Annotated in this window: 22 protein-coding genes; 6 read left to right on the top strand and 16 right to left on the bottom strand. The window is 58.8% G+C overall.

From position 1 onward, the window contains the following. Positions 1 to 27: 27 nt before the first annotated feature. The 5 genes from rpoZ to BLW36_RS10175 all read right to left on the bottom strand — a co-directional run bounded on the left by rpoZ (position 28) and on the right by BLW36_RS10175 (position 7,014). Positions 28 to 294 carry a DNA-directed RNA polymerase subunit omega gene (gene rpoZ, locus BLW36_RS10195; RefSeq protein ID WP_091387897.1) on the bottom strand — a complete coding sequence of 89 codons (267 nt, stop codon included), beginning with the start codon at positions 292 to 294 and terminating at the stop codon, positions 28 to 30. Positions 295 to 420: 126 nt separating this feature from the next. Continuing rightward, the gene (gene gmk / locus BLW36_RS10190; protein WP_091387895.1) at positions 421 to 1,038 is read right to left on the bottom strand and encodes a guanylate kinase; all 618 of its coding nucleotides are present in this window, start codon (positions 1,036 to 1,038) and stop codon (positions 421 to 423) included. 260 nt (positions 1,039 to 1,298) lie between these two features. Next, positions 1,299 to 2,543: a sterol desaturase family protein gene (locus tag BLW36_RS10185; protein ID WP_091387893.1), complete on the bottom strand. Its 1,245-nt coding sequence runs from the start codon at positions 2,541 to 2,543 to the stop codon at positions 1,299 to 1,301. A 384-nt stretch (positions 2,544 to 2,927) separates the two neighbouring features. Further along, complete coding sequence (locus tag BLW36_RS10180; RefSeq protein ID WP_091387890.1) at positions 2,928 to 4,991, bottom strand: S8 family peptidase; 2,064 nt, start codon at positions 4,989 to 4,991, stop codon at positions 2,928 to 2,930. Positions 4,992 to 5,784: 793 nt separating this feature from the next. Continuing rightward, positions 5,785 to 7,014, bottom strand: a complete 1,230-nt coding sequence (locus tag BLW36_RS10175; RefSeq protein ID WP_091388652.1) for a glycosyltransferase — start codon at positions 7,012 to 7,014, stop codon at positions 5,785 to 5,787. A gap of 562 nt (positions 7,015 to 7,576) precedes the next feature. Here BLW36_RS10175 and BLW36_RS10170 point away from each other — a divergent pair. The 3 genes from BLW36_RS10170 (at position 7,577) to BLW36_RS10160 (ending at position 10,482) form a co-directional block, all read left to right on the top strand. Next, on the top strand, positions 7,577 to 8,095 hold the full coding sequence (locus BLW36_RS10170; RefSeq protein WP_091387888.1) for a hypothetical protein: 519 nt from the start codon (positions 7,577 to 7,579) through the stop codon (positions 8,093 to 8,095). 241 nt (positions 8,096 to 8,336) lie between these two features. Continuing rightward, on the top strand, positions 8,337 to 9,545 hold the full coding sequence (locus BLW36_RS10165) for an RDD family protein (RefSeq protein ID WP_091387886.1): 1,209 nt from the start codon (positions 8,337 to 8,339) through the stop codon (positions 9,543 to 9,545). 409 nt (positions 9,546 to 9,954) lie between these two features. After that, positions 9,955 to 10,482 carry a hypothetical protein gene (locus BLW36_RS10160; RefSeq protein ID WP_091387884.1) on the top strand — a complete coding sequence of 176 codons (528 nt, stop codon included), beginning with the start codon at positions 9,955 to 9,957 and terminating at the stop codon, positions 10,480 to 10,482. A gap of 154 nt (positions 10,483 to 10,636) precedes the next feature. Here the strand turns inward: BLW36_RS10160 and BLW36_RS10155 are convergent, their stop codons facing one another. From BLW36_RS10155 to BLW36_RS10125, 7 genes are all read right to left on the bottom strand, one after another. Next, complete coding sequence (locus tag BLW36_RS10155; RefSeq protein WP_091387882.1) at positions 10,637 to 11,479, bottom strand: putative metal-binding motif-containing protein; 843 nt, start codon at positions 11,477 to 11,479, stop codon at positions 10,637 to 10,639. 258 nt (positions 11,480 to 11,737) lie between these two features. Beyond that, a complete protein-coding gene (locus tag BLW36_RS10150; protein WP_091387880.1) occupies positions 11,738 to 12,178 on the bottom strand; it encodes a terminase small subunit-like protein in 441 nt (146 codons plus the stop codon). 187 nt (positions 12,179 to 12,365) lie between these two features. After that, positions 12,366 to 13,196: a hypothetical protein gene (locus BLW36_RS10145; protein WP_091387878.1), complete on the bottom strand. Its 831-nt coding sequence runs from the start codon at positions 13,194 to 13,196 to the stop codon at positions 12,366 to 12,368. Then, complete coding sequence (locus BLW36_RS17350; protein ID WP_170833183.1) at positions 13,193 to 13,369, bottom strand: hypothetical protein; 177 nt, start codon at positions 13,367 to 13,369, stop codon at positions 13,193 to 13,195. Before BLW36_RS17350 ends, BLW36_RS10145 begins: the two co-directional genes overlap by 4 nt. Positions 13,370 to 13,738: 369 nt before the next feature. Then, positions 13,739 to 14,542, bottom strand: coding sequence for a hypothetical protein (locus BLW36_RS10135; RefSeq protein ID WP_091387874.1), 804 nt, complete (start codon positions 14,540 to 14,542; stop codon positions 13,739 to 13,741). Next, the gene (locus BLW36_RS10130) at positions 14,539 to 15,876 is read right to left on the bottom strand and encodes a tyrosine-type recombinase/integrase (RefSeq protein ID WP_091387871.1); all 1,338 of its coding nucleotides are present in this window, start codon (positions 15,874 to 15,876) and stop codon (positions 14,539 to 14,541) included. Before BLW36_RS10130 ends, BLW36_RS10135 begins: the two co-directional genes overlap by 4 nt. Positions 15,877 to 16,068: 192 nt before the next feature. Next, positions 16,069 to 16,956 (bottom strand): YicC/YloC family endoribonuclease, encoded by an 888-nt coding sequence (locus BLW36_RS10125; RefSeq protein ID WP_091387869.1) that lies wholly within the window; start codon positions 16,954 to 16,956, stop codon positions 16,069 to 16,071. A 123-nt stretch (positions 16,957 to 17,079) separates the two neighbouring features. On the opposite strand from BLW36_RS10125, the gene rph reads away from it, so the two are divergent. Further along, positions 17,080 to 17,799, top strand: a complete 720-nt coding sequence (gene rph, locus BLW36_RS10120; RefSeq protein WP_091387867.1) for a ribonuclease PH — start codon at positions 17,080 to 17,082, stop codon at positions 17,797 to 17,799. Positions 17,800 to 17,848: 49 nt separating this feature from the next. On the opposite strand, the gene BLW36_RS10115 is transcribed toward rph, so the two are convergent. Beyond that, the gene (locus BLW36_RS10115) at positions 17,849 to 18,616 is read right to left on the bottom strand and encodes an exodeoxyribonuclease III (protein ID WP_091387865.1); all 768 of its coding nucleotides are present in this window, start codon (positions 18,614 to 18,616) and stop codon (positions 17,849 to 17,851) included. A 114-nt stretch (positions 18,617 to 18,730) separates the two neighbouring features. On the opposite strand from BLW36_RS10115, the gene pyrE reads away from it, so the two are divergent. Together pyrE and BLW36_RS10105 are read left to right on the top strand one after the other, a co-directional pair. Next, a complete protein-coding gene (pyrE, locus tag BLW36_RS10110; protein WP_091387862.1) occupies positions 18,731 to 19,384 on the top strand; it encodes an orotate phosphoribosyltransferase in 654 nt (217 codons plus the stop codon). Between the two features lie 49 nt (positions 19,385 to 19,433). Beyond that, positions 19,434 to 20,042 carry a hypothetical protein gene (locus BLW36_RS10105; protein ID WP_091387860.1) on the top strand — a complete coding sequence of 203 codons (609 nt, stop codon included), beginning with the start codon at positions 19,434 to 19,436 and terminating at the stop codon, positions 20,040 to 20,042. Between the two features lie 86 nt (positions 20,043 to 20,128). Here the strand turns inward: BLW36_RS10105 and slmA are convergent, their stop codons facing one another. The 3 genes from slmA to BLW36_RS17530 form a co-directional block, all read right to left on the bottom strand. Continuing rightward, the gene (slmA, locus tag BLW36_RS10100) at positions 20,129 to 20,737 is read right to left on the bottom strand and encodes a nucleoid occlusion factor SlmA (protein ID WP_091387858.1); all 609 of its coding nucleotides are present in this window, start codon (positions 20,735 to 20,737) and stop codon (positions 20,129 to 20,131) included. Positions 20,738 to 20,853: 116 nt separating this feature from the next. After that, a complete protein-coding gene (argB, locus tag BLW36_RS10095; protein WP_091387856.1) occupies positions 20,854 to 21,756 on the bottom strand; it encodes an acetylglutamate kinase in 903 nt (300 codons plus the stop codon). A 17-nt stretch (positions 21,757 to 21,773) separates the two neighbouring features. Further along, positions 21,774 to 24,137, bottom strand: a complete 2,364-nt coding sequence (locus BLW36_RS17530) for a phosphomannomutase/phosphoglucomutase (RefSeq protein ID WP_091388649.1) — start codon at positions 24,135 to 24,137, stop codon at positions 21,774 to 21,776. Between the last annotated feature and the right edge of the window lie 6 nt (positions 24,138 to 24,143).

Raw genomic sequence — 24,143 nt, 5'->3', positions numbered from 1 at the left:
TCTCAATGGATTCCAGTCAGGGATGGATCAGATTTCCTGATCGGACAGGTAGGCCGGGGCGGCCATGGACGGCGCCGGCGTCTCTTCCTCTTCCGGCTCGTCGAGGATGCTGGCGTCCACCAGGCCTTCCTCGATCTCGCGTAGGGCGATTACCGTCGGCTTGTCGTTCTCTTCCGGAACCTTGGGGTCCTTGCCGCCAGTGGCGATCTGGCGGGCGCGCTTGCTGCCCACGATAACGAGTTCGAAGCGGTTGTCGACATGATCCAGGCAATCTTCAACGGTAATACGTGCCATAAACTTTCGATTCCATCTAATTTGACGCGCCGCACGCGGCGCTGTGGGTGCCCGGGGGGGCGAATTCGGTACGGGGAACCGGCTATTTTACCGGACCGCGGAGTGTACGCAATTCGATCAATCGGCTCAATGGCGCAACAGTGCCTGTAGCAGCTCGCCGTGGCGCTGCTGTTGCCGTTCCAGCCGCTGGCGCTGGGCGGTGACGATCGCGCGCAGTTCGTGCAGCGCCTCGTCGAAATTATCGTTGATCACCAGGTAGTCGGCCTCCACGTAGTGGGTCATCTCGTCGATCGCCTGGTTCATGCGGCGCTCGATCACGCTCTGCTCATCCTGGCCGCGGCCGGTCAGGCGCTCGCGCAGTGCCTGCTGGGACGGCGGCAGTATGAAGATGCCGACGGTGTCCGGCAGCAGCCGGCGGACCTGCGCGGCGCCCTGCCAGTCGATCTCCAGAATGACATCGCGGCCGCTGGCCAGGGTCTCCTGCACCCAGTGTTTGGAGGTGCCGTAAAAGTTGTCGAATACCTGCGCGTGCTCGAGAAAGGCGTCCCGATCGAGCATTGCCAGGAACTCGTCGCGCTCGACAAAATGATAATTGATACCGTGCTGCTCGCCCGGACGCATGGGTCTGGTGGTGTGGGACACCGACACCGTTACCTGACTGTCAGTGTCCACCAGTGCTTTTACCAGGCTGGTTTTTCCCGCACCGGAGGGCGCGGACACGGTATAGAGAGTTCCTGTATGCACAACTGATCCTGTTTCCGGGCAAATGCGCCGGTCATTATACCCGAGGGAAGCGCAACTGATGGCGTCGAGCGGGCGATGCAGGAGTGAAGTTTGCCGGAATGCGGGTAAAAGGCTAAACCCCGGCCGGGATTGGGGGGGGGGAAGTGTTGGGAATTTCAGGAACACGATACTGCATGTGTCCCTGAGCCCGGCCGGGATCGCCCAGCGGAAGCTCGTTCAGTCGCCACCTACCCCCTGCGACCGAGTGTTGCTCCCTGTTGCTAATCGCTAACGAGAGCGACTGTATCTTCTTTGTCCGTAAAAGCCAACCACCACCAGCCGAGTGCGCTGATCGCGATATAGCCGACAAGCGCGATGGACAGCATCGCCGGCAGCAGCGGCACCACGGGAAGAAGCAGTGCCAGGCGCACCAACTCCGCCGTCCTCGCCCAGCGGTGGCCGTTGAGGATACGGCCGTTGACGATCAGTCCAAGCGCAAGCAGTGCTACCGCCACCAGTTGCTGTGAAAACTCCAGCTGTTGCGCATACCAGAGCAGTGCCAGGGTCGCAGCGGAATAGAACAGGTGCTGCAGCAGGGCGTAGGCGCGGCGGCCGCGGCCGATCTGTGGGTCGAAGCGCTGGAAGTGTTCCAGATCGCTGGACGGCACCGGCATCGCCGCCTCCGCATCTGCCGGTCGGTAGCCGGTGCGGCGGAACCAGAGGGTGAACTTGTCCCACCAACTTTTCGTATACCAGGCATCCAGGGCCATGCGCTTGTAGTGCTGCAGGTTGGCCGCCAGCGGGTCGAAACTGTTTAGCGGTTTGCGCACCCCGTAGATACAGGGCTCCTGTTCCAGCTCCTCCTGGTAAGTGCCGAACAGCCGGTCCCAGATAATGAAAACGCCGCCGTAGTTCTTGTCCACATAGACCTTGTTCTGCGCGTGGTGCACCCGGTGATTGGACGGGGTGACGAAAATCCACTCCATCCAGCGCACTTTCGGGAATTTCTGTGTGTGCACCCAGAACTGGTAGATCAAATCGATGGCGCCGGCGGTGATCATCAGCTCCGCCGGCAGGCCGATCAGCAGCAGCGGCAGATAGAAGATCCAGCCGATCGGCAGACCGCCGCAGGGCTGGCGCAGTGCCGTGGTCAGGTTGTAGTCCTCACTCTGGTGATGCACCAGGTGATCGGCCCAGAAGATATTGATTTCGTGGGCGAAGCGGTGCTTCCAGTAGTAGCAGAAGTCGTAGGCGGTCACTGCCAGCAACAGGTGCCAGAGATTAGCTGCCGACCAGCTGAAGCCGACGGCTTCGTAGTAAGGTGTCAGCAATTGATAAAGCGGGATGTAGATCAGCAGTCCCACGCCCTTGCGCACCAGGCCGGTGATGCGGCTCAGGATACCGGCACTCAGGCTGCCGATGGCATCGTTGAGGCGATACAGACCCCAGCCGCGCCAGCGGTCCAGTGCCAGTTCCACCAGCACCGCGATCAGGAAAAAGGGGATGGCCAGGGTGACGAGACTCACGAAAACCTCTTTGAATTCTTATATCGGTTGGATAGTAATCACTCTGCCACAGCGTCCCGGCGGCGCCTAGGCGATCGAGGACGTAATTTTGAAATCCGTTAGGGTTTGGCCGCGCGGGTACGGCGCACTGCGCCGTGCGCGGCCAAACGCGCCGCCATGGATGGCGGGGCTGGCGCCCGAGCAGGCGCTCTGTTGTCACGACAGGGAAGTCAGCGGAGGTTCTCCCCTCCGGAGCTAATGAAAAAGCGCGGCCAAACGCCCCGCCATGGATGGCGGAACCGGCGCCTGAGCAGAACTCATTTGTGACCACAGAGAAGCTGGCGCCGCCCGTGCGGGAAATAAATAGGGCGGCCAGCGGCCGCCCTATTCGGATACTTCCGGTTGTTACGGACTAGCTTGCGCGTCCAGGGAAACTCCGGAGTAGGCTGAATAGCCGCGGATACTGATGTACCAGGTGCCCGCCGCCGGATTGCTGATGCTGCAGCTCTCGTCATTGCCCCACTTGTAGGGACGGCAGTCGTAGCTGCTGGTGGTCGGCTGGGCGCCATAGCGGACATAGAGGTCGCCGTCACCGCTGCCGCCGGACATCTGCACATTCAGCGTCGCCATGCCGGAATTGACGTTCAGCGTGAAGTGCTGCCAGGCATTCTGGCTGCCGGACAGATTGGTTTCGGTCCAGCCGCTGGCACCACCGCCGCTGCCGCCTTCATCGAAACTGCCCACCAGGCTGACACCGGAGAAGCTGCTGTAGGCGCGCACCATCACGTGATAGGTGCCAGTCTGCACATTGGAGATGCTGCAAGTCTCGTTGTTGCCGTTCAGATACGGACGGCAGTCGTAGCTGCTGGTGGTCGGCGCCGAGCCGAATTTCACGTACAGATCGGCATCGCCGCTGCCGCCGGAAATCTGGAACTGCAGGTTGGAGGCGCCGGCCGGCACTTCCAGGGTGAAGTGCAGTTCCTGGCCGCTGCTGGCGGACAGGTTGGCTTCGGCCACGCCGTTTTGCAGTACGCCATCGCCCGGACCGGGATCGCCACCGCCGGCGGCAGCAGCCACGGCAGCGGTCGCGTCAACGATGCCGGCGCCGCACTGGCTGCAGGAAGCCGGGAAGCTGCGCGCGGTACTGGTCAGGATGGATTCCACATCGGTCGGGGTCAGGGTCGGATCCACCGCATAGAGCAGTGCGGCGGCGCCGGCTACGTGCGGGGTGGCCATGCTGGTGCCCTGGTAGAAGGCGTAGTTGTCACTGCCGGGACCCTGGGTGCCGCTGTTCAGCGTAGAGAGAATGCCGTTGCTGGATACCGATGTGTCACCGCCGGGTGCCGCCACATCGACCACGCTGCCGTAGTTGGAGTACCAGGCGCGGCCGCCGGACCTGTCTACCGAGGCGACGGTTACGACGCCGGAGCAGTTGGCCGGGGTCGAGTTGCTGGCGTTCGTGTTTTCATTGCCCGCGGCCACTACCACGGTGGTGCCGAGGCTGCGCGCGGTGTTGATCGCATTCTGCGTGGTGCTGCCGCAGCTGCCGCCGCCGCCGAGACTGAGGTTCAGTACCTGGGCCGGGTTGGCGTTGGCGGGCACTCCGCTGACGGAGCCGCCGGCGCCCCAGATAATGGCATCGGCAATATCCGAGGTGTAGCCGCCACAGCGGCCCAGTACGCGAATCGGCACTACCTTGGCCTTGTAGGCGACACCGGCGACGCCGATACCATTGTTAGTCGCCGCCGCCACGGTACCGGCCACGTGAGTACCATGCCAGCTGCTGTTGCTGGCCGGCGAGCCGGAGTAACAGGCGCCGGCTGGGGCCCAGTCGCCTTCGTCGCTGGCGTCGCTGTCGCGGCCGTCGCCGTCCTGCGCCACGGTGGCATCGGAAATCATGTCGTAACCCGGCAGCAGGTTGTCGACCAGATCCGCGTGGGGGCGGTAGCCGGTATCGATCACCGCCACCACGACGCCCTCGCCCTGGGTGGTGTCCCAGGCAGTCGGCAGGTTCAGGCCGCCGGTGGCTTCAAAGTAGTGCCACTGCTGGTTGTAACTGGGGTCGGTGGGGGTGGCCATCGGCTGCATCAGCAGGTCGGGCTCCGCGTATTCGACGTTCGGATCCTGCTGCAGGCGGCTGATGATTTCCGCCATTTCGGCATCGCCCTTGCGGCCATTCAGCCGCATCAGTTGGGCACCGGTGGCCAGACGACGCATATGGCGCAGCTCGGTACCGGCCAGACGCGAGGCGTGCTCCAGCGCCGTCTGGGACATGCTGGAGGCCACGCCCATTTGGGTGGAGTTTTTGTATTTGACGATGATGCGGTCGGTCATCGGCTGCGCGCTGATGGGTGCGGCTGCCGGCGAGCGGGTTTCGACCGCGTGCGTCGCGAGTGGTAGCGCACACACGAGCGAGGCTGCGGTCAGCAGGGCTGATTTTTGCAGCAGGTTTTTTAGCGTTGGTTTCATTGTTGCTAGGATCTCCATAATTATTTTTATCGGGCGCGCCCGGGTGCTGCATAGGCGCGCCTGGTTAGCTGTGATAATTCGCTAACGCTGATTTCCTCCCTGACTGCTAGAAAAATGCTTTCCACTAGAGAGGCCGGTGTTGCGCCGACCTGTCGCAAGACTCACGGCACTGATTTGCCGTCGAGGAAGCGCGGCAAAGGCGCAAATACCTTTGTGCGCAAAAGGATAAATATCCTAATGCCTGCTTTTAACGGAGATGTCTTACTAAACCTCAGACGTTTTTCAGGACAATATTTGGAATAAGGCGCCAAATGATAACTTTTTGCGGTGCGTCCGTACCGGTCAGAAAATAAGTGAGAAGTGGGTCGCGGCGGATATGCGAAGCCCGGGTGCAGTGCACCTTTGCGGTGCGGATAGGTTGCGGAAGGGTGGAGAATGAAAACAGTTCGCGAAGGAGCTGTTTTTCACCGCCGCACTGGCGCAGGGGGTGGGGTCAGGGGCTGCGTCTTGATCAAATCGATTCGATTACCGCTCGATGTTCTGCACCTAAACATCTTCATCTAAACAAGAGCTAGCTGGGTTAAAGCCGTAGTGGGCGGCGTATTTAGTGGGCGGTGTATTTTTGCGTGATTGCTATCTGTTTGGTTCATCAGGTGGTACAGGGTGAAGCTTGGCTGGAACACCTACCTCGCCATCCTCAGGCCCGCGGCCGCCTGCATTTCGCCGGCGCCACCACCGCTCCGCTAGATAATCGCGCCTTCAATCTGCTGGTGGATAACATCCACATCACAGTCTAGGTGTCTGTCATTTTGTTTTTGGTTTCAATCCAGCGGCTCATGAATTCCTCGGCCCGGTGCTCGGTGCGCCTGAGGATGCGCCCCCAGATCTGGCGATTGCGATGTGCATCCAGGTCCGCGGCGATGGTCTCCAGCCGCTCGATGAATGCCGCGGCGTGGGGCGCGTAGGAAAATTCGGTTTCCAGTGCGTGGGTGCCAGCGTCGCGGGCGCTGCGCCAGGCCGTTTGATCTCGATAGAGATGCGCAGTGGTTGCGGCAAACTGCTCGGGGGCATCGCTCAGCGGGTAACCCCAGGCATCCTCAGGTGCCATGGATTCGGCGCCGATGGGTGTGGTGACCGTGGGCGTGCCACTGAGCCAGCCGTCCAATATCTTGCCTTTTTGCCCGGCGCCGAAGCGCAGCGGTGCCAGGTTCAGCCGGTAGCGCGCCAGCGTTGCCAGCGCATCCTCGGTGCGCCCATACACTCGAAGTCCCGTCGCCGGATCACTGAGGCGATGCATCGCGTGATCAGAGTATGCGCCGTACACATGGCACTCCACCCCGGGCAGTAGTGAACGCAGCTGCGGCCAGACTTCCTGCGCAAACCAGGTGGTGGCATCGCGGTTGGGTGCGTGTTTGAACCCGCCGATCATTACCAGGTGTTGGCGCTCGTCGAAGTCTGGCAGTGTATTTAGGTCGGGCAATTCCCGCACCATAAATGGAAGGTAGTGCAGCTGCCAGTCGGGCAGGCAAAAGTGCTGCTTCAGCAGTTCCACCTCGACCTTGGAAATCATCACCGTGAGATCGCAGCGCGCCATGGCCGCGACTTCGCGCTCAGCGATGGGGTGGAACAGGTTTAGCGGCTGGCCGCTTTTGAGCGCCTGGTGGCGTGCCTCGCGCAGGCTGTGGAAATCGCTGGTGTCGAGCAGCGTCAGCGCGTCTGGGCACTGCTCGCGCACCCGCCAGCCAAATTGTTCCTCCATCATGAAGCGGTCGTAGATCACCAGAGCGGGGTTCAACGCGCGCACCCAGCGATCAAAGCTGGATTCATTGACTTCGATGGGGTGCTCGCCGTAACCGGTCTTGGCCTGAAAGGGTGTGGGTTGGGCGGGACTCGCAATCTCCACACGATAGCCCGCGTCGGCGAGCAGATCGAGAATATCCAGTGTGCGTCGACCAGCGGCGGTAGAGGCGGGCTCCGGCCAATGCTTGGCGATTAGCAGCGCGCGTTTGGCGGGCGCGCTCATGGCCTGGCCGCGAGGCTTGGTGTTGCGGCTTGCGGAGGCAAAAGGGGCATTGCCGGGATACATCTGGGGACCATAAAGCGCGAAGAATTGCTAATTAATGCGGAGCGGTACGTCTGCAGATTACTCGATATTCTGCACCTAAACACGCATATCGGCGTTCGGAGTACGGTTTGACGGGGGCTGGCTATTTTCGCCATTACTAGTTGGTACAAGGCTTGGTACAACATTATCTAGGCTGGGATTCGCTTGGCGGCATATCAGGCGTGTTACTCCCAGTTTAACACGCACACCTACCCTGAACCCTTGATAGTACTTGGCCTCTGCGCACCACGGTCAAGGCAAAAGTTATCGGTGGTAATCGCGCTGGTAGATCGGGTCACCGCGCAGGGGCGAAAGGCTGTAAGGGCTTTGAGTGATTGCTAGTGAGTGATACGGTGCCAGGTTAACTTGACCAGGTCGTCATGGTTTTGTTAACTGGTTCATAGTGCGTGGCGCGGGCGCTGATAATAGGGGTCAGAGCTGTCTGCGGATCAAGAAAAGAAGAAAACAGGGGGCCGGAGAAATGACAAAGCTTCTTGTGGGAGCCGCTCTCCTCGCTCTGGCGTCAGCAGGGTCAGCGGAAGAACGGTATTTCGGTGACTGGTCATGGGATTATACCGATGACGGAGCCATAGCCATTACAGTGAGCGACACCGGTAAGGGACTGGGCCAATACTGCCGTTTCAGCGACGGGAACTGTCTGTATAAGGTGATGTTCCCGGTCAGCTGTGAGTACGGTGGAACGTACCCGATACTGGTCAGTACTGACAATGCCGCATATACGATGAATATGAAATGCCTCACCTCAGATGAGGATGGCGGTATCTACGGTATCACGCCATTCGATGATATTGATCAGGTTATCCGAGAGGGCAACAGAATTGGATTCGTTATGGCAATGGAGCGCGGGTCATTCAGTGTTGTTAGGTTCTCCCTGCGCGGTTCAAATGCAGCGATGGATAATATGCTGGAGAACTTCCTAGTCGCGAGGAAGGCGAGAAACGTTAGAGAGCGTAGAGTTACCGGCGATCAAATTCTTTGATTTTCAATCCATTCGAAGCGTGCACATTTGAATAATTTCCGCTGCAGCCTGAGCACCAGAACAAAATGGCGACTGCCGACGCAGGAAATTCTCGTGGAACTGGTTGCCGTTATGCTGTTGATACCGGTGGACACTACGGTCGATAACCAGCACAGATAGCGATTATAGAGGGAGTTAGCTTCCTGTTAGGAAGACCTTAAAGTCAGTAGTTTGCGACCATCAAAAGAATAAGGAATACAGAATGAATGAAAAGTGGTGGTACGCCGTTGGAAGAGAACGCAAAGGTCCCTTTTCGTCTGAGGAGTTGCGGGGTCTGATAGAGGACGGCACCCTAACCTCCCGCAGTCTCGTATGGAAGAAAGGTTTTGATGGCTGGTTATCAATTACCCAGGTGAGCGAACTCTCTGATGCTATTGATACAGTACCTCCGGCCCTGCCGATTGATACACCGCGCGAAGCTAACATTGAATTGCCTATGGCTGGACCTTGGCGGAGGTTTTTCGCCCGCCTAATTGATTTCTGGGCGCTCGGTTTAGTGACGGCTTATATTGTGGGTGTAGCTGGTAGTTATATATCAGCCGAATTTGCACTTTGGATTATGCAGCCGGGATCAGATTATCTGTTTGGCTGGTTGATCGTTCCTCTAATCTTATTGACTGAGGCACTTGTCTACGCAATTTTCGGAACCACCCTCGGGAAATCATTGCTCGGCGTCAAGGTGATATCAGTAGCTGGCTATAAGGCATCTCCTAGCCAATATGCAAGGCGCCTTATTGGTGTTTATTGGTCCGGCATTGGTACCGGGTTTCCACTAGTAAACCTTTTTACAATGGCGCACCAGAACGGCCGTTTAAGTCGTGGGAGGAGTGCCAGTTACGATGAGGGTGAATTTAACGTTAAGGCCTCAAAGCTAGGATTTTTCAGAGTTCCCATTACTTTCCTGGTAATGGCCGGCTTGTTTTCGGTTATTGTCATGCTGAACGTTTCGAGTGAACAAGACAAGCGCGCGGCCCAATCGGGTTTCACTTGGACGAATGAAGTTACCGGTAAGACGGTATCTATACCGAGTGGATGGATTCACGATAGCCAAACGAATGGTGATGATCAGCCAATAGACATTTTCTCAAATACTGAGACAGGTGTTTTCGTAATTTTTGCAGTTGAAGAATTGGCGCCGGGCTTTTCGCTTGTTGATTACGCAACGATGTGGGCAAATGCAACAGCGGGAAGTATGAAGTTGGACGTACCCGGAACTTCATTGGAGATGCAGGGTTATTCCGCTCGCCGTATTACCGGCCATCTTGTATCTGAAGAGTCGCAAAAACTTGACGCAGTTGTCGTCAGAAGGGGGCGACAAGTTTGGCGGGTTGTCTTACTTGGTGCCCCGGGTAGAGTGCCGATATCGGAGAATTCGGTGACACTGCGCGAGGTCTTGTTTAGTTCGATTTAGTAGACTTTACCGCTAATTAGACTGAGAAGATCGCATAAGGCCTGCAGCCTGAGGGCTGGGCGGCGTAAGTTCGGTCGAAACTTCTGACATCAACACCAAAGATATTACAGCTTGTCTGGGTCAATCCCGTGTTCCAACAGAATTGCTCGGCCGCGGCGATTTTTCATCGCAGTTACGCCAGGTTAGCACCGCGATCTTAACCTGCGTCTCATGCAGTTGCGGGGAGTTGCAACGAACCATGAGTGGCTAGCGAAACGACACGACTGATGCCGGCGACGATAAATGTGCCTTGCGGTGGTCTCTTCTTGACCGTATAGCCGCGATTTTGTTAACTGGGTAACGGAAGCCGAACAGGCGCTCGAGGTTCATGGCGGCAGGCTCATGAATAAACAACGCGAGAGGCCCAGAAATGAAAAAAATCTTCATCTTGCCATTGTACGTAGCTCTACTCGCTATATCTGCCGATGGCGTTGCCGAAGATCGGTACTTTGGGGATTGGTCTTGGGACTATATCGATGGCGGGGCCCTTGCTCTCACAGCGAGTGACACTGGTAAGGGGCTCGGACAGTTTTGCGACTTTGGTGATGGGATGTGTATTTACAAGGTCATGTTCCCGGTTACCTGCGAATACGGTGGAAGCTACCCAATATTGGTAAGCACGGACGGTGCCGCCTTCACGATGAATATGACATGCCTGAAGTCTAATGATGACGGAGGTGTGTACGGTCTTACTCCGTTTGACGACATAGATCGGATAATCCGCGAAGGCAACCGAATCGGGCTTGTCATGGCGATGGAGGGTGGGGCTTTCAGTGTTGTGCGCTTTTCCTTGAGGGGCTCCAACGCTGCAATGGACGATATGATAAAGAATTTTGTTGTTGCCAGAAGGGCAAGGGGCGTTCCCGAGCGACGTGTTTCGGGCGATCAAGTTCTTTAATTCATCCCTCACCCGGAGACAATCTCGGAGTCGGAGTAAGTAACGCCCATCTGCACAGGGACGCCCGCGCTTGCGTTCACGCTAACCAGTAGTGTCGCATCGGCCAGCAAGTTCATTAATTTGTTCATGGGTAATTCCTTTTCCTGGCCAGCGATTAGTTGTCCTTACCGGTATCGGACTGGGCCGCATCATTGATCAGCGCATCGCCCTCTTCCACTGTCAACACACCGGTATTCACCAGCAGATCTACCTCCTCGGTTACACAGCGTTGGTACTGGCCGTGGTTCTTCCAGTCGCCGTCCGGATCGCACGTTAACGCCATATCGCAATTTTCATCGGTGGTGTTGCCGGGCAGCTCGAAGGCGCCGGGATTGATCGCGGCATCCGTGTCGTCGCAGTCGGTCTCCGGTCCGGCGCTGCAGGCGACATTGCCGGGGCTGCCGTAGCCGTCGCCGTCCGCATCGCTGCAGACCACTTCCTGGTAGCTCTCGTCGGAGCGCGGGCAGTAGTACTCGAACAGGATCTGCCCGGTTTCGACGTCGGCGCCGGCGTAACCGATGACGCGCAGCTCGGCCACGTCATTGGGTAGGTGGATGCTGCAGTTGACGTTGGGGGGACAGGCGGCCAGCAGGAATTCGCGGTCGAAGGTGTAGCTGATGCTGCTGATCAGGCGCTCGCCGGTATCGATATCGTCGTTGAATTGCAGAGCCAGGGGTTCTATCAGATCGTTCTCGTCTACGCTGGCATCACCGACGGTGAGGGATGCTGAAAGTACTGTGGGTGTAAACAGGACGTCGGCGGGTGGCGGGAAACTGGGTGACAGGAAGGTGAAGGTGGCATCGATGCTCTGCGGTAGCTCGGACAGCCCCAGATCCAGCCCTCCAGAGATGATCTCGCACTCAGAGTAGGAGACGTCCATTTGTACCGGCACATCGGCGCTCGCGATTTGCGCGACGGTTGAGAGAATGGCAGTGAGAATGATATTGAGACGAGTCATTGTGGCGCTCCCGACATCGCTGGGAGAAGCAATTCTCCCGAGAAAAATTTCAATTTACCCACTCTAGAAGAAATAATTTTATACTGTTGGTCGCCTGAAAAAAAATGTCACCTAATTTTTTAAGGTTTTGGAGGCGGTATTCTGAAGGGAGAAGCGTGCCAATTTCCGCGGCGCCCTGGAGTGGGGGATGGTTAGGAAGGATGCCCAATGTCAGCCCGTGACCGGCTGCTGGATATCGATAGTAAAGACGGGTGCGAGCTACAGCTGCTCGGGGTCAATCCCGTGCTCTAGCAAGATGGCCCGTGCTTGCTCCGGTGTCATTTCATCGCTGGTTCTGTGCTCGGTCTTCTGATCTACGGCAAGCCGGTCACTGTATTTCTTCGGTGCTGTGACCTTGGAGTACCACTGTCGGGCTTCGATCCGGAGCCTAGCAGCCTGGATTTCAGTGTTGCGCTCCGCGCCCTCGCAGCCGTCGGCGATCTCTAACACCTGGTCGGCGAGAAAGTCGGCTTTCGCATCCTTAGCGTCCAGATATTGGTTCAGAAACTCAGGCCTTTCCCCACTCCGTAGCCATAGCAATACCGTGGAGCGACTGGGCATGTCGCTGTCTGCGCAGATCCGGTGAAGGGACTCACCGTCAGCGATCCGGCGGCAGATCTGCTCCGCGAGCTCATCGTTGTAAATTGTTGGTCTTGTCATGGCTGGACTCCATTCCGGTGCCGTACATTGCTGCGTTTGCCCCGCCAGGGCGAATAGTCCGTACCTTGCCGTAAGTTACGGGATTCCGAGCTTGCCGGCATCAGCACGGTACCGCTTCGGTGATTGGCGCCAATACGGGATCGGTGCCGGCCTAGCGATCTGATTCCGCCCGCCACTGGGGGAACCCTCAGAAGGGGACGTCGAAGTCGTCGTCATTTTCCCGTGTCACCGCATCGTCGTAACCCGGTATATCCGCAGAGGCGTATCTCCTTGGTACGGAATAATCGTGGCGCCTGGCGCCCGTGGCTGAATCGACCTCTGTCTCCCACCAATACTGATCAAGAGCGCTTTCCTTGTATGTCTCCACTGTATGGGGATTGCCTGTAGGCTGTATGGCACCTGTTTGGATGTTGTTCGGTGATTGTTCGGTCAAAGTCCGGCCTCCGTATGTCTTCTGTATGCCGAACCTGTCTAGGATCTGGTCGTGCGTTAACGATAGTGGCCGCAGGGTGTCTTTCTGTATCCGCTGCTCCTTTGAATACTTTCCAGTGAAGATCAGGCCTTGCAGGTTGCCCATATAGTCATGAAATGACGACAACCTCGGAGGTAGTGGCTGTCCAGCCGCTATCCAGAAGCTGTAGAACAGGTGATTTCTAGTTATCCGGAACTGCTTACCGGGCAGCGGACTGCCGGCGGCGCCATACTTACTAGTCCGCGCTCGGCTAAGGTTTGCATTGAAGATCATATACGCCGGTGAACCACCGTTCCTGAGGCTGAGGAATTGCAGGGTGATGCCTTCGGCCTTGTGCTCGCCGTAGCGGCCGGTTTTGTAGTCCTGGTAGAGGAAGCCATTGATACCGCACTTGTCCACTATCTCAGCGGCCATCGACTCAAAGTTCACTTCGAACTCGTCGATCGGGAGCGCTGGATCAATCAGGAGCCTGCCCCGGACCACTGCAACCTTGTAGCCGCGCTCAAGGAGATCCACAACTAGTGGACCCCTGTCGATAATTATCACTCTCCCAGCTCCTCAATGGAGCGTATGCGGGGCTTCTCCCAGGTCTGGCAGCCGAGCTCTTCGGTCATCTGGTCGGGCCGGCGCAACAGTATGTCCACGGCTTCGTTCTCGCTATCAGCGGTTACGATTACCGTAGTCAGCACAGGTTGCACGACGATTATCTTGTACCTCACTGCGGGCCCTCCCCAGAATCGATGCGGGCCGCGGATTCGGGTGCGGAGCTGACTTCGCCGGCAATGGGGGTAGCGAATGGTGTCTGCAGGCTCGAGGCGACGCGGCAATTGGCAGCCTCGGATAACAGCTGATGTTTCAGCGCTGCGAGATAGGACCCTTCCCAGACAGTGGTACGTCCACCGAGTTTGATGCCGGGTTTCGCTTTCCCGGTTCTAGTCCAGCTCCACCAGGTAGATAGGCCGATGGAGAAGAATGTCGCACAGTCCTCTGCGCGGTATAGGGCAGACGTGTCGACCGAAAGGATAGAGATTGAATCTGTATGCATCTATCAGCACTCCTGTAAGTTTGTTGAGGCTGATAGCTATTGTTTACATTATATCGCCGCTAACTAGTGCCCAATATCCCTGGTTTTCTACTAAGGATTTGACCCCCGGCGGAATCCCTTTCACTGCCTTACGAACAGACTCTTTGGTCAATTCTTCGTCGAGGATTACGCCGATGGTCGTCGCGATAGTGCCGTGGAAGTACGAGCCGTAAGCGTCGTAAAAGTACATGGCCAAAGCACGTATAAACCTGGTTTTCTTGTCGTCGTGAGTTCGTGTCCGCAGGAGGTCTCTGTCGCCGCTTCTGTGATGTTGGAGCTTGGCTGCTATGGCGGCTTCGATACAGGCCATGGCGTCGAGCTCCTTCTCACTCGTGGCCAGCTGAAGATATCTGAGCTTTCCGAATACCACTGATATCGCTTCGTGAAGCTCTTCCGCCATTTCCCGACGTTCGGGTGGAGAGAGTTTGGCCCAGGGGCTGAAGTCGAAGAGCTCGGAAGCAGCGAAGTAGGTTGCTGTAAGAAATCCACGGGGACCGTACCGGGCTTCACCTCTTTTCTGTTTCTGGTGTAGCCAGTGCCAGACGGGCTCCATTCGGAGGTCTCTACATAGGGTGCCGAAAATTAAAGCGGGAAGATAAACGGATTCCGGTGGATCTTCGGCATCGGCAAGCTCCTGAGTCTCAATGCATAGGAGTCTTGCTCCTGCCGGCACCCATTCGGGAAAACCAAGTCCCTGATCTTTAGTCTCACCGGGAAAGTACCTTTCTAACACCTCGGCGCTAAAGTGCCAGTGCTCGTTCGGGTCGATCTCTTCCCTCAGGAATTCCTCTATCGCCTGAATGCTCATTTCGACACTGCCGGTGCGAAAGGGAGAAAGCCGGCCGGTGGAGCACCGCACTGCTCTATCGGTTTACCACCTGAAGCGGCTGCGTCCGCCTGATGCTCGCTCGCGCCACCAAGCGCGACAATCAGATCTGCCCACTGATTCAAGGCATCCCTGCGCTCGTTAAAGTAGGTGTATTGGTTGTATACGCCCTCGACGCCCTTGATGGTGTGGTTAAGGCACATCTCGGCGACGTCGCGCTTCACACCCAGCTCAGCCAAGTGGGTTCGGGCGGTACGACGCAGATCGTGGATGGTGAAGGATTCCATGCCGGCGAGATTCGGCTTGAGCCGGTCCAGGGCGCGGTTGAGCGTATCCGGTGAGATGTGCGGAGTGCCTTTCGACTGCATCTTCCTGGCGGGGAACACCCAGCTGCTTGCGCCAGCCAGGCGCTTGAGTTCCCGCAGCCAATCCACGGCGATCGCCGGTAATGGCACCGCCATGGCGCGGCGGGCCTTGTTGTCTGCGCCCATCATCCAGACACCTTGATTGAGGTCGATCTCTTCCCAACGGGCCGTCATTACCTCCATCTTGCGGCCACCTAGGAGAATCAACAGCTTAAATGCCAGCTCATTCTCCCTGCCCAGGGTGCTGGTGGTCTTCATGGCGTTGAACAGGATGGTAAGTTCGGAGCGGGTTAGCCACCGGGCACGAGCCTTGCGCTTGCCGCCGGCATCATCAATTCCGAAAGGCGTGGCAGGGTTGTGCTGAATGAGATGGCGCTTAATACCGTGGTTGAAGATGGCTTTCAGCATCCCTGCGAGGCGGTTTGAAACCGTAGGAGCGTCCTTGGCGGCAGCAGTCAGAATGGTGTCGATATGGTGCGGCTTGACCTCTTCCGCCGGCAGTTTGCCAATGAAAGGCAGAATACGCGTATCGATCTGCCGCCGGGGGATGTGGGGGTGTTTGAAGTTGCCCTGGAGATGGCGTTGCCAGACGTTGCGGTCATACCAGTCGTCGGCTAGGTCGGCGAAGGTGATGGCGCTGCGAGCGGCCTCATGGCGGGCCTTCGCGTCACGGATGCGCTCCTGCTTCTCCAGCGCGACATCGTGACCGAGCGTGATGCGTGCCTGAAGCCGTTTCGCCTCCTTCCGGGCCTCCGCCAGCGTCATGGTCGGGTAGTCACCCAGCCACATGGTGCGCGCGGTACCGCGGAAGTTGTAGCGCAGTCGCCACTTCGGATTCCTGAAGCTTCGGCGAAACACCCAATAGAGACCGTTCTGCCGGTCGGACTTTCCTTCGGTGTATTCGCCACGCTCGATCCAGCGCCGCAGTTCTATATCTGACAGTGAGCCCATACCACCTCTCACTTTGTACCAATTACACCTATGGAATAGCCTGGTACAAGAGTTGGTACAAGCTTTCCATTAGATTTGTGGGGATTATGGCCAGACCCATCTAGATTTGTCTAGACGGAAAATTCCCATGGGTACTTAATCTGTAAGGCAGATAGGTAGGTCGGTATAGACTGGCCAGAATGCCCTTAGAGGCTATTCAATGTTTTGCACCTGCTCCCGCATCTGCTCGATCAATACCTTCAGTTCCACCGCCGCCTGGGTGGTATCGGTGACGACGGATTTTGACGACAGGGTGTTGGCCTCGCGGTTGAACTCCTGCATCAGGAAGTCCAGTCGCCGGCCGATGGCGCCACCGCCCTCGAGTACGCGGCGGGCTTCGGCGACATGGGCGTCGAGTCGGTCGAGTTCTTCGTCGACATCTGCCTTTTGCGCCAGTAGCACGATTTCCTGTTCCAGCCGGTCCCTGTCCAGCTCACCGAGCAGCTCCTCGAGGCGCGTGCGCAACTTGTCCCGCTGTGCCTGCAGTATCTGCGGCAGCAGCTCGCGCACGCGGGTCACCTGTTCCTCGATACCCAGCAGGCGGGCCTCGATGAACTTGCGCAGCTCCGCGCCTTCCCGTTCGCGATTGGCGCTGAGCTGGGCCAACGCCTCGGCAAACGACTGCAAGATGGCAGCGGACTGCTGTTCGGCGTCGGTTTCGGGCTCGGCGATCACGCCCGGCCACTGCAGTATCTGCAGCGGATTGAGCGACATGGCGTCGGCGCCAGGTGCCACCTGCTTGGCCGCCTGCACCAGCGCCTGCGCCAGCGGTTGGTTGATTTCCAGGCCCGACGCTTCCACGTTGTTGGGTTTCAGGTTCAGGGTGAGCTCGAGTTTGCCCCGGGACAGGGTCTTGCGCAGGATGTCGCGCAGTTGTGTCTCCAGCGATCGCGCGGCCTCCGGCAGGCGGAAATGGGGTTCCAGATAGCGGTGATTGACCGAGCGCAGCTCCCAGATGGCAGTACCGGTGTCATAGGCCGCCTCGGCGCGGCCGAAAGCGGTCATACTGCGCACTTTATTCTTGTCCCGGCTATTGGCCATAGCTGCTCCCCTGCAGGCGATCTCTGTTATGAGTTTTGGGCCCGGCATCATAGCACAGCCGGTATGCCGGCCCGGCTGGGGTATATAATGCAGCGCTTTCAGCAAAAAACTCTGAGGTGAATTATGCAGCGACCCAGCGGCCGCGCGCCGGCGCAACTGCGCCCCGTCAAAATTACCCGCAACTATACCCGCCATGCGGAGGGTTCTGTGCTGGTCGAGTTTGGCGATACCAAAGTGTTGTGCAACGCGTCCGTCGCCAGTGAAGTGCCGCGCTTCCTCCGCGGCCAGGGCAGCGGTTGGATTACCGCCGAATACGGCATGCTGCCCCGCTCCACCGGCTCGCGCATGTCCCGCGAAGCGGCCAAAGGCAAACAGAGCGGTCGCACGGTGGAAATCCAGCGACTGATCGGCCGCTCGCTGCGTGCCGCTGTCGACCTCGAACTGCTGGGCGAAAACCAGATCACCCTCGACTGCGATGTCATTCAGGCCGACGGCGGCACCCGCACCGCGGCGATCACCGGCGCCTGCGTGGCCCTGGTGGATGCGCTGCGCTACATGCAGCGGGAAAAAATCATCACTACCGATCCGCTGACAAATATGGTGGCGGCTGTTTCCGTCGGTATCTACGACGGCGAGGCGGTGCTGGACCTGGATTACCCGGAGGACAGCAGTGCCGATACCGATATGAATCTGGTCATGGCGGAAGACGGTGGCATGATCGAGGTGCAGGGCACCGCCGAGGGGGCGCCCTTTACCGAGAAGCAGTTCGCGCAGATGTTGGGGCTCGGCAAGGCCGGCATCAACGAGCTGATCGCGCTGCAGAAAGAGGCTCTGGGGGAATAAGCTACAGGGGTGGTCGGCGCAGCCACGGTTGATGGCTGCGCCGGAACGGTCAAACTTCGAGGTCGTAATCCATGATCACCGGCAGGTGGCTGGAGAAATCGACATTCTTGTTGATGGCGCCGTATTCGATGCGATTCTTCAGCGTCTGCGACACTATCTGCATGTCGGTGCGCCAGCCGTCCCCTTCTCCTACCTTGCCGCTCGGCCACCAGGTAAATTCGTCGGCGTCCTTGACCACCTTGCGGAAGGCGTCGACATAGCCGATCTCATTGAACAGCTGATCCAGCCAGCGCTGTTCGTGGCGCATAAAGCCGGGAGTGTCCTGGTGATCCTGCCAGTTCTGCACGTCGGCGCGGCGGTGGGCCATGCCCCAGTTGCCGCAGAAGATGAAGTCGCGGCGTTTGCGGCTGATCTTGTGCAGATGCGCCTGCATGTCGTCGAAGAACTGCACCTTCTTTTCCAGCGAGGGCTCGTCGTTGGCCGTTGGTGCCAGCAACGAGCCGACACTCAGGCGCTCGAAGTCCGCCTGCAGATAGCGCCCGTACATGTCTTCGCCGTTGGCGAAGCCCATGCCGAAGATGATGGCCTTCGGCTGGCTACGGGTATAGATGGCCACACCATTTTCATGCGGCGTACCGGAGTCGAAGAAGTAGCTGTAATAACCATCGGGGTGGAAGATCGGATGATCCAGTTCCGGCTCCAGGGAGCGTAGGTCCTGCAGGCAGATGATATCCGCGTCCTGTTCCGCCAACCAATCGTAGAGGCCGCGCTGTGCCGCCTGATGAACGCCGTCTACCGACAAGCTCACTATTCGCATTATTAGCCCCTTACCAGCGGACTGTGTATGATTACTAGCATTATTACTGTCATTCTCCGGCAGAGCCCTGCGGAGTAGTCTCCCTTCACCTTAGCCAATAGTTAACAATTTTCCATGCAGCAGTATCAGCGCGACTTTATCCAACTGGCCCTGGACCATCAGGTGTTGTGTTTCGGTGATTTCACTCTGAAGTCCGGCCGCCAGAGCCCCTACTTTTTTAATGCCGGCCGCTTCCACACTGGCGCCGCACTGGCAGCACTGGGACAGGCCTACGCCGAGGCGATAATCGCTTCGGGAGTGGAGTTTGATGTCATTTTCGGGCCGGCCTACAAGGGTATACCGCTGGGTGCGGTGACCGCCGTGGCGCTGGCACAGAAGGGGGTGGATAAGCCCTTCTGCTACAACCGCAAAGAGGCCAAGGATCACGGCGAAGGCGGAACCTTAGTGGGTGCGCCGCTTGTTGGCAAGGTTTTGATTATCGACGACGTGATTACCGCCGGTACCGCGGTGCGCGAGGTCATGCAGATCATCGATGCTCACGATGCCGAAGCCGCCGGCGTGGTCATCGGCCTGAACCGCCAGGAAAAGGCCAGCGAGGACTGTGAACTCTCCGCTATTCAGCAGGTAGAGAGACAGTACAATATCCCGGTTATCAGCATTGTGCAGCTGGACGACATCGTCAGCTTTCTGGAAGAGGAGTCACAGCAAGGCGACACCGTCCAGAAAATCCTGGACTACCGGCAGCGCTACGGCGTTTCGGGTCAGTAATGCGTCTGTCTGCATTCACACTGCATCCGCTTACTCAGAGAGCAGAGCGATGAGAATCGCCCCTTTGGCATCGGCCCTTTTGTTGTCTACCAGCCTCGCGCTGCCCTGCGCGCAGGCGAAGAGCGACGATGAATACAACGGCAAGGTGCTCTACCGCTACAGTGATGAAAACGGCGTTCAGGTGCTCGACGATCTGGTGCCACCGCGCTATGTGGCCAACGGCTATGAGGTTCTGACGCCGACGGGCCGCTTGCTGAAAGTCGTACCCCCGCAGCTGAGCGGTGAAGAACTGCGTGAACAGCAGCGTCGTGAGGCGCAGCAGGAGGCGGACCGCCAGCTGCTCAGACGCTACAACAGCGTCGCCGATATCGAGAGCGCCCGCTCGCGTAAACTGGCGATAGTCGAGCAGGATATGGCGATCATGCGCTCAAATATTTCCACGCTCGGCAAGCAGATAGAGCAGGAAGAGGCAGCTGCTGCGCGCACCCAGCGCAATGGCCGCGAGGTGGCCCCGGAACTGCTGCAGCGAATTGCAGACTTGCGTGAAGAAGTAGCGGTCCTGCGCGAACGCCTGAGCCGGCGCGAGGCGGAAGCTGAGTCGATCAACAGCGAGTTTGATCAGGCTGCCGCGCGCTACGCGGACATCGTGGGGAAATGAGCGTATTCAAACGCTAGCTAATATGAAGCCTGGCCGCGCCGAGTGCGCGGCAAACCCTATCCTCTCAGCGGGCCTTGGCCCGCCGATCACTTGGCCGTCAGTGCCGTCTCGCGGAAGAACCCCGCCATCAGAACCGGCCACTGCTCCGCCCAGTACTCTGTGGGCTTGCGCTTGAAGCCGCTGCGCACGTACTGAACGATGCGCCCTTCGGCGCTGGCCAGCAACAGGTTGGCGGCGCCGCCCAGGGGGATCGCCGGGCGCAGTTGCTCGCGCAGCTCGGCCTCGCGCAGAATCTGTTTCAGCTGAGTCTCCAGGCGATCGAAGAACTGCAGTATGCGACCGTGCAGCCGCTCGGTCTCGCCGGTCAGAGCATCGCCGGTGAGCAGTCGGGTGATGCCCGGATTGCGCTCACAGAAGGCCAGCAACAGGTGCAGAATCTTCTGGCAGCGGGCCAGCGCCGAGGGTTCGTCCTGCAGTATCAGCGCCACGCGGCTGAAGATTGTCTCCTCGATGAACTCGATCAGTCCCTCGAACATCTTGGATTTGCTCGGGAAGTGACGGTACAGCGCCGCTTCGGAAAAGCCGACCTCCTTGGCCAGGGCCGCGGTGGTAATGCGGGCGCCGGGGCTGGCCTCCAGCATATGCGCCAGAGCCTGCAGTATCTGTTGACGCCGGTTGATTTTTTCGCTGCTCATTGACTGCCTTTGATCCGGTTGGGCGCCGGATGGTGGTTTTGTTGTTGTCGCCTTTATTCTGCGGCGGCGGAATCCTACCGATTCGCGGGGCCGCCTTCAATTGCCAGACCCTAGAATCAAGCCCCGTTGTTGGTAATCAGGGTGCCGACGCCGGTATCGGTAAAGATTTCCAGCAGCACCGCGTGGGGTACCCGGCCGTCGATGATATGCGCCGAATTCACGCCCGATTTCACCGCATCCAGTGCGCAGGCAATCTTCGGCAGCATGCCACCGTAGATGGTGCCGTCGGCGATCAGGCCGTCCACCTGCAGGGTGCTGAGGCCGGTGAGTACCTCGCCATTCTTGTCCTGCAATCCGGCCACATTGGTCAGCAGCATCAGCTTTTCCGCCTTCAGGAACTCGGCGATCTTGCCGGCCACAAGGTCGGCGTTGATATTGTAGGAGGCGCCGTCCTCGCCGACGCCGATCGGCGCGATCACCGGGATAAAATCGCTGTGAATGAGCATGTCTATCACATCGGTGTTGACGCTCTCCACCTCGCCCACGTGGCCGATATCGATGATCTCAGAGGCGTGCAGGCCGGCGGTCTCATTCTGGAATTTCAGTTTCTTCGCCTTGATCAGCAGGCCGTCCTTGCCGGTCACACCGACGGCGCGGCCGCCGTTTTTGTTGATCAGGTTGACGATCTGCTTGTTCACGGTGCCGCCGAGTACCATCTCGACGACGTCCATGGTCTCGCTGTCGGTCACGCGCATGCCGTCGACGAAGCGCGACTCGATGCTGAGTTTGTCGAGCAGTTCGCCGATCTGCGGTCCACCGCCGTGCACGACGACGGGGTTCATGCCCACCAGCTTCATCAGGATGATGTCGCGGGCAAAGCTGTTCTGCAGTGCCTCGTCTACCATCGCGTTGCCGCCGAACTTCACTACGATGGTCTTGCCGATAAAGCGCTGGATATAGGGCAGCGCTTCGTTCAGTACCTGGGCGACGCGCAGGGCGGATTTGCTATCCAGTGACATAACTCTTCTTTCCTTCTTTATACGGGCTGCGGGTCTGGTACGACCAGATCCGGATTGGCCTTTTTCAGCTGCGCCAGCACGCGTGCGCGGATACGATCCAGCGCCTCCGGGCTTTCCGCCTCGAAGCGCAGTGTCAGCGCGGCACTGGTATTGGAGGCGCGCACCAGCCCCCAGCCGTCGGCGTATTCGATACGCAGACCGTCGATGGTATTGATGTCGGCATCGCCGAACTCGCCCTGCTCTTTCAGTGCCTTCACCACGGCGAATTTTCTCTCCTCGGCCACCGGCAGCAGGATTTCCGGCGTGCTGGTCAATTGCGGCAGAGACTCGAGCAGTTCGTCGAGACTCTGCTCACGCAGCGCCATGATTTCCAGCACGCGTGCGGCGGCGTAGATGCCGTCGTCAAAACCAAACCAGCGATCCTTGATAAAAATGTGCCCGGAGAGCTCGCCGCCGAGAATTGCACCGGTCTCGAGCATCTTGGTTTTCATCGGCGCATGGCCGGTTTTCCACATGATCGGCCGGCCGCCGTACTGGTTGACCAGCTGTGCCAGCGCGCGTGTGCATTTCACGTCGAAGACGATATCTTCGCCCGGGTTACGCGCGAGTATGTCGCGGGCCAGCAGCATTACCAGCTGGTCCGCCCAGGCGATGCGCCCGGAGGCGGAAATCAGCGTTACGCGATCGCCGTCGCCATCCAGTGCGACACCCAGGTCGGCGCCGGTTTCGGCGACCTTGTCGATCAGTGCGGTGAGGTTTTCCGGCCGCGACGGATCCGGCGGGTGGTTGGGGAAGTTGCCGTCGATTTCACAGAAGATTGGCGTTACCGCGCAGCCCAGCTGTTCGAACAGCTGCGGCGCCAGCATGGAGGTGGCACCGTTGCCGGCGTCGACTACCAGGTGCGGTTGCCCGGCGAGGGCCACATCGTTGAAGATTTCGTCGATGTAGTTTTCTCTGATGTCCTGCTCGCGGTTGCTGCCCTGGCCACTCTTGAACGGGCCTTTTTGCATCAGCTGGTGCAGTCGTTGCAGTTTGTCCCCGGCCAGCGGTCGGCCCTTCATCACGATCTTGAAGCCGTTGTATTCGGCCGGATTGTGACTCGCGGTGACCATCACGCCGCTGCTGGCATTTTTGCCGTTCGCACAGGCGTAGTAGAGCAGCGGCGACGGCACCAGCCCCAGGTTCACGCTGTTGCAACCACTGTCCAAAATACCCTCCACCAGACAGCTGGTGAGCAGTTCGCTGCTGTTGCGGCCGTCGCGCCCAACGAGCAGCAGTTCCTCGCCGGCATGCTGTGCCAGAGTACCGAGCGCGCGACCCAGCTGGTAGGCGAAGGGCTCATTGACCTCCTTGCCGGCGATGCCGCGAATGTCGTAGGCGCGGAAGACGTGTAGCGGAAATTCGGTGCTGGCCTGCAGTTCGGATTTTGACGGCGTGCCAGCTCCTGTCGCGGCGTTGCCGCCAGAGGAGGCCGCCAGTTTCCGCGACATCGGCTCGCCGTCAGCGGTGGTCAGCAGGTCGGCCTGGCCGGGCTTCAGTTCGGGATAATCGGCGCTGCCGCGAGACTTTTTCTGGACGCCACGCTGCCAGGGGGCCAGCGAACTGCGGGGCAGTAGACGCTGCAACAACAGCAGGGAAATCGCCAGGCCGACGAGCGCAGCGCAGTAGATCCAGAGCGCGGAGATACCGTGCTCCCTCGCAAAGGCGGCGGACGGGCTGAACTCTACCTGCAAGTGGCTGCCGTCGATTTTGACCTTGGCTGATTCGCCAAGCCCCTGCCCTCGCTGCCACAGGGTCTGGGGCGGGCCATCGGGAAACTTCTGCACCAGTTTGATCTGGCCGGCGCTGCTGTCGAGTTTTTCCAGTGCCGACTCGAAGGTGGTGAAGGGCTGCGTGATCAGCAGCAGGCTGCCATCGAGGTTGACGCTGTCGTGCAGTTGCCAGCCGTTGTCAGCGCCGGTGCGCAGAAATTCCACCGGCTGTGCGGATTCTTCGCTGCTGCGCTTGAGCAGATCGACCAGGGCGAAATTGAGCGAAGGGTTGGCACCGGCGCCGACGCGTACGTGCTCGATGGTAAATACCTGTGCCGAAGCGCCTTCGGGCAGCGCCGCGGAGTGCAGCGTTTCTGCGCCGGTTCTTTTGTTCGCCCCGATACTGCGCAGCTGTTTGGCGCGCGAGGCCAGAAACCGTTGCAGCTCGGTGGCATAGGACTGCGCCTGCTGCTGGGCAGCCTGTGCTACCCGCGCCTCGCTGCGCGGTTCGATGACGCTTTGCTTGATGATGTGCGCGCCGCCGAGCCAGGCGACTGCGGCCAACAGTGTGGGCAGCAGCAAGCCTCGGTGAAGAAGCAATTGATGATCGGTACTTTTGCGAGCAACCACGGAAAT

It is taken from the genome of Microbulbifer marinus (assembly GCF_900107725.1).
Lineage (GTDB): Bacteria > Pseudomonadota > Gammaproteobacteria > Pseudomonadales > Cellvibrionaceae > Microbulbifer > Microbulbifer marinus.
Note: the sequence above shows the minus strand (reverse complement) of the source record. Positions and strands in the feature narration are given on the sequence as shown.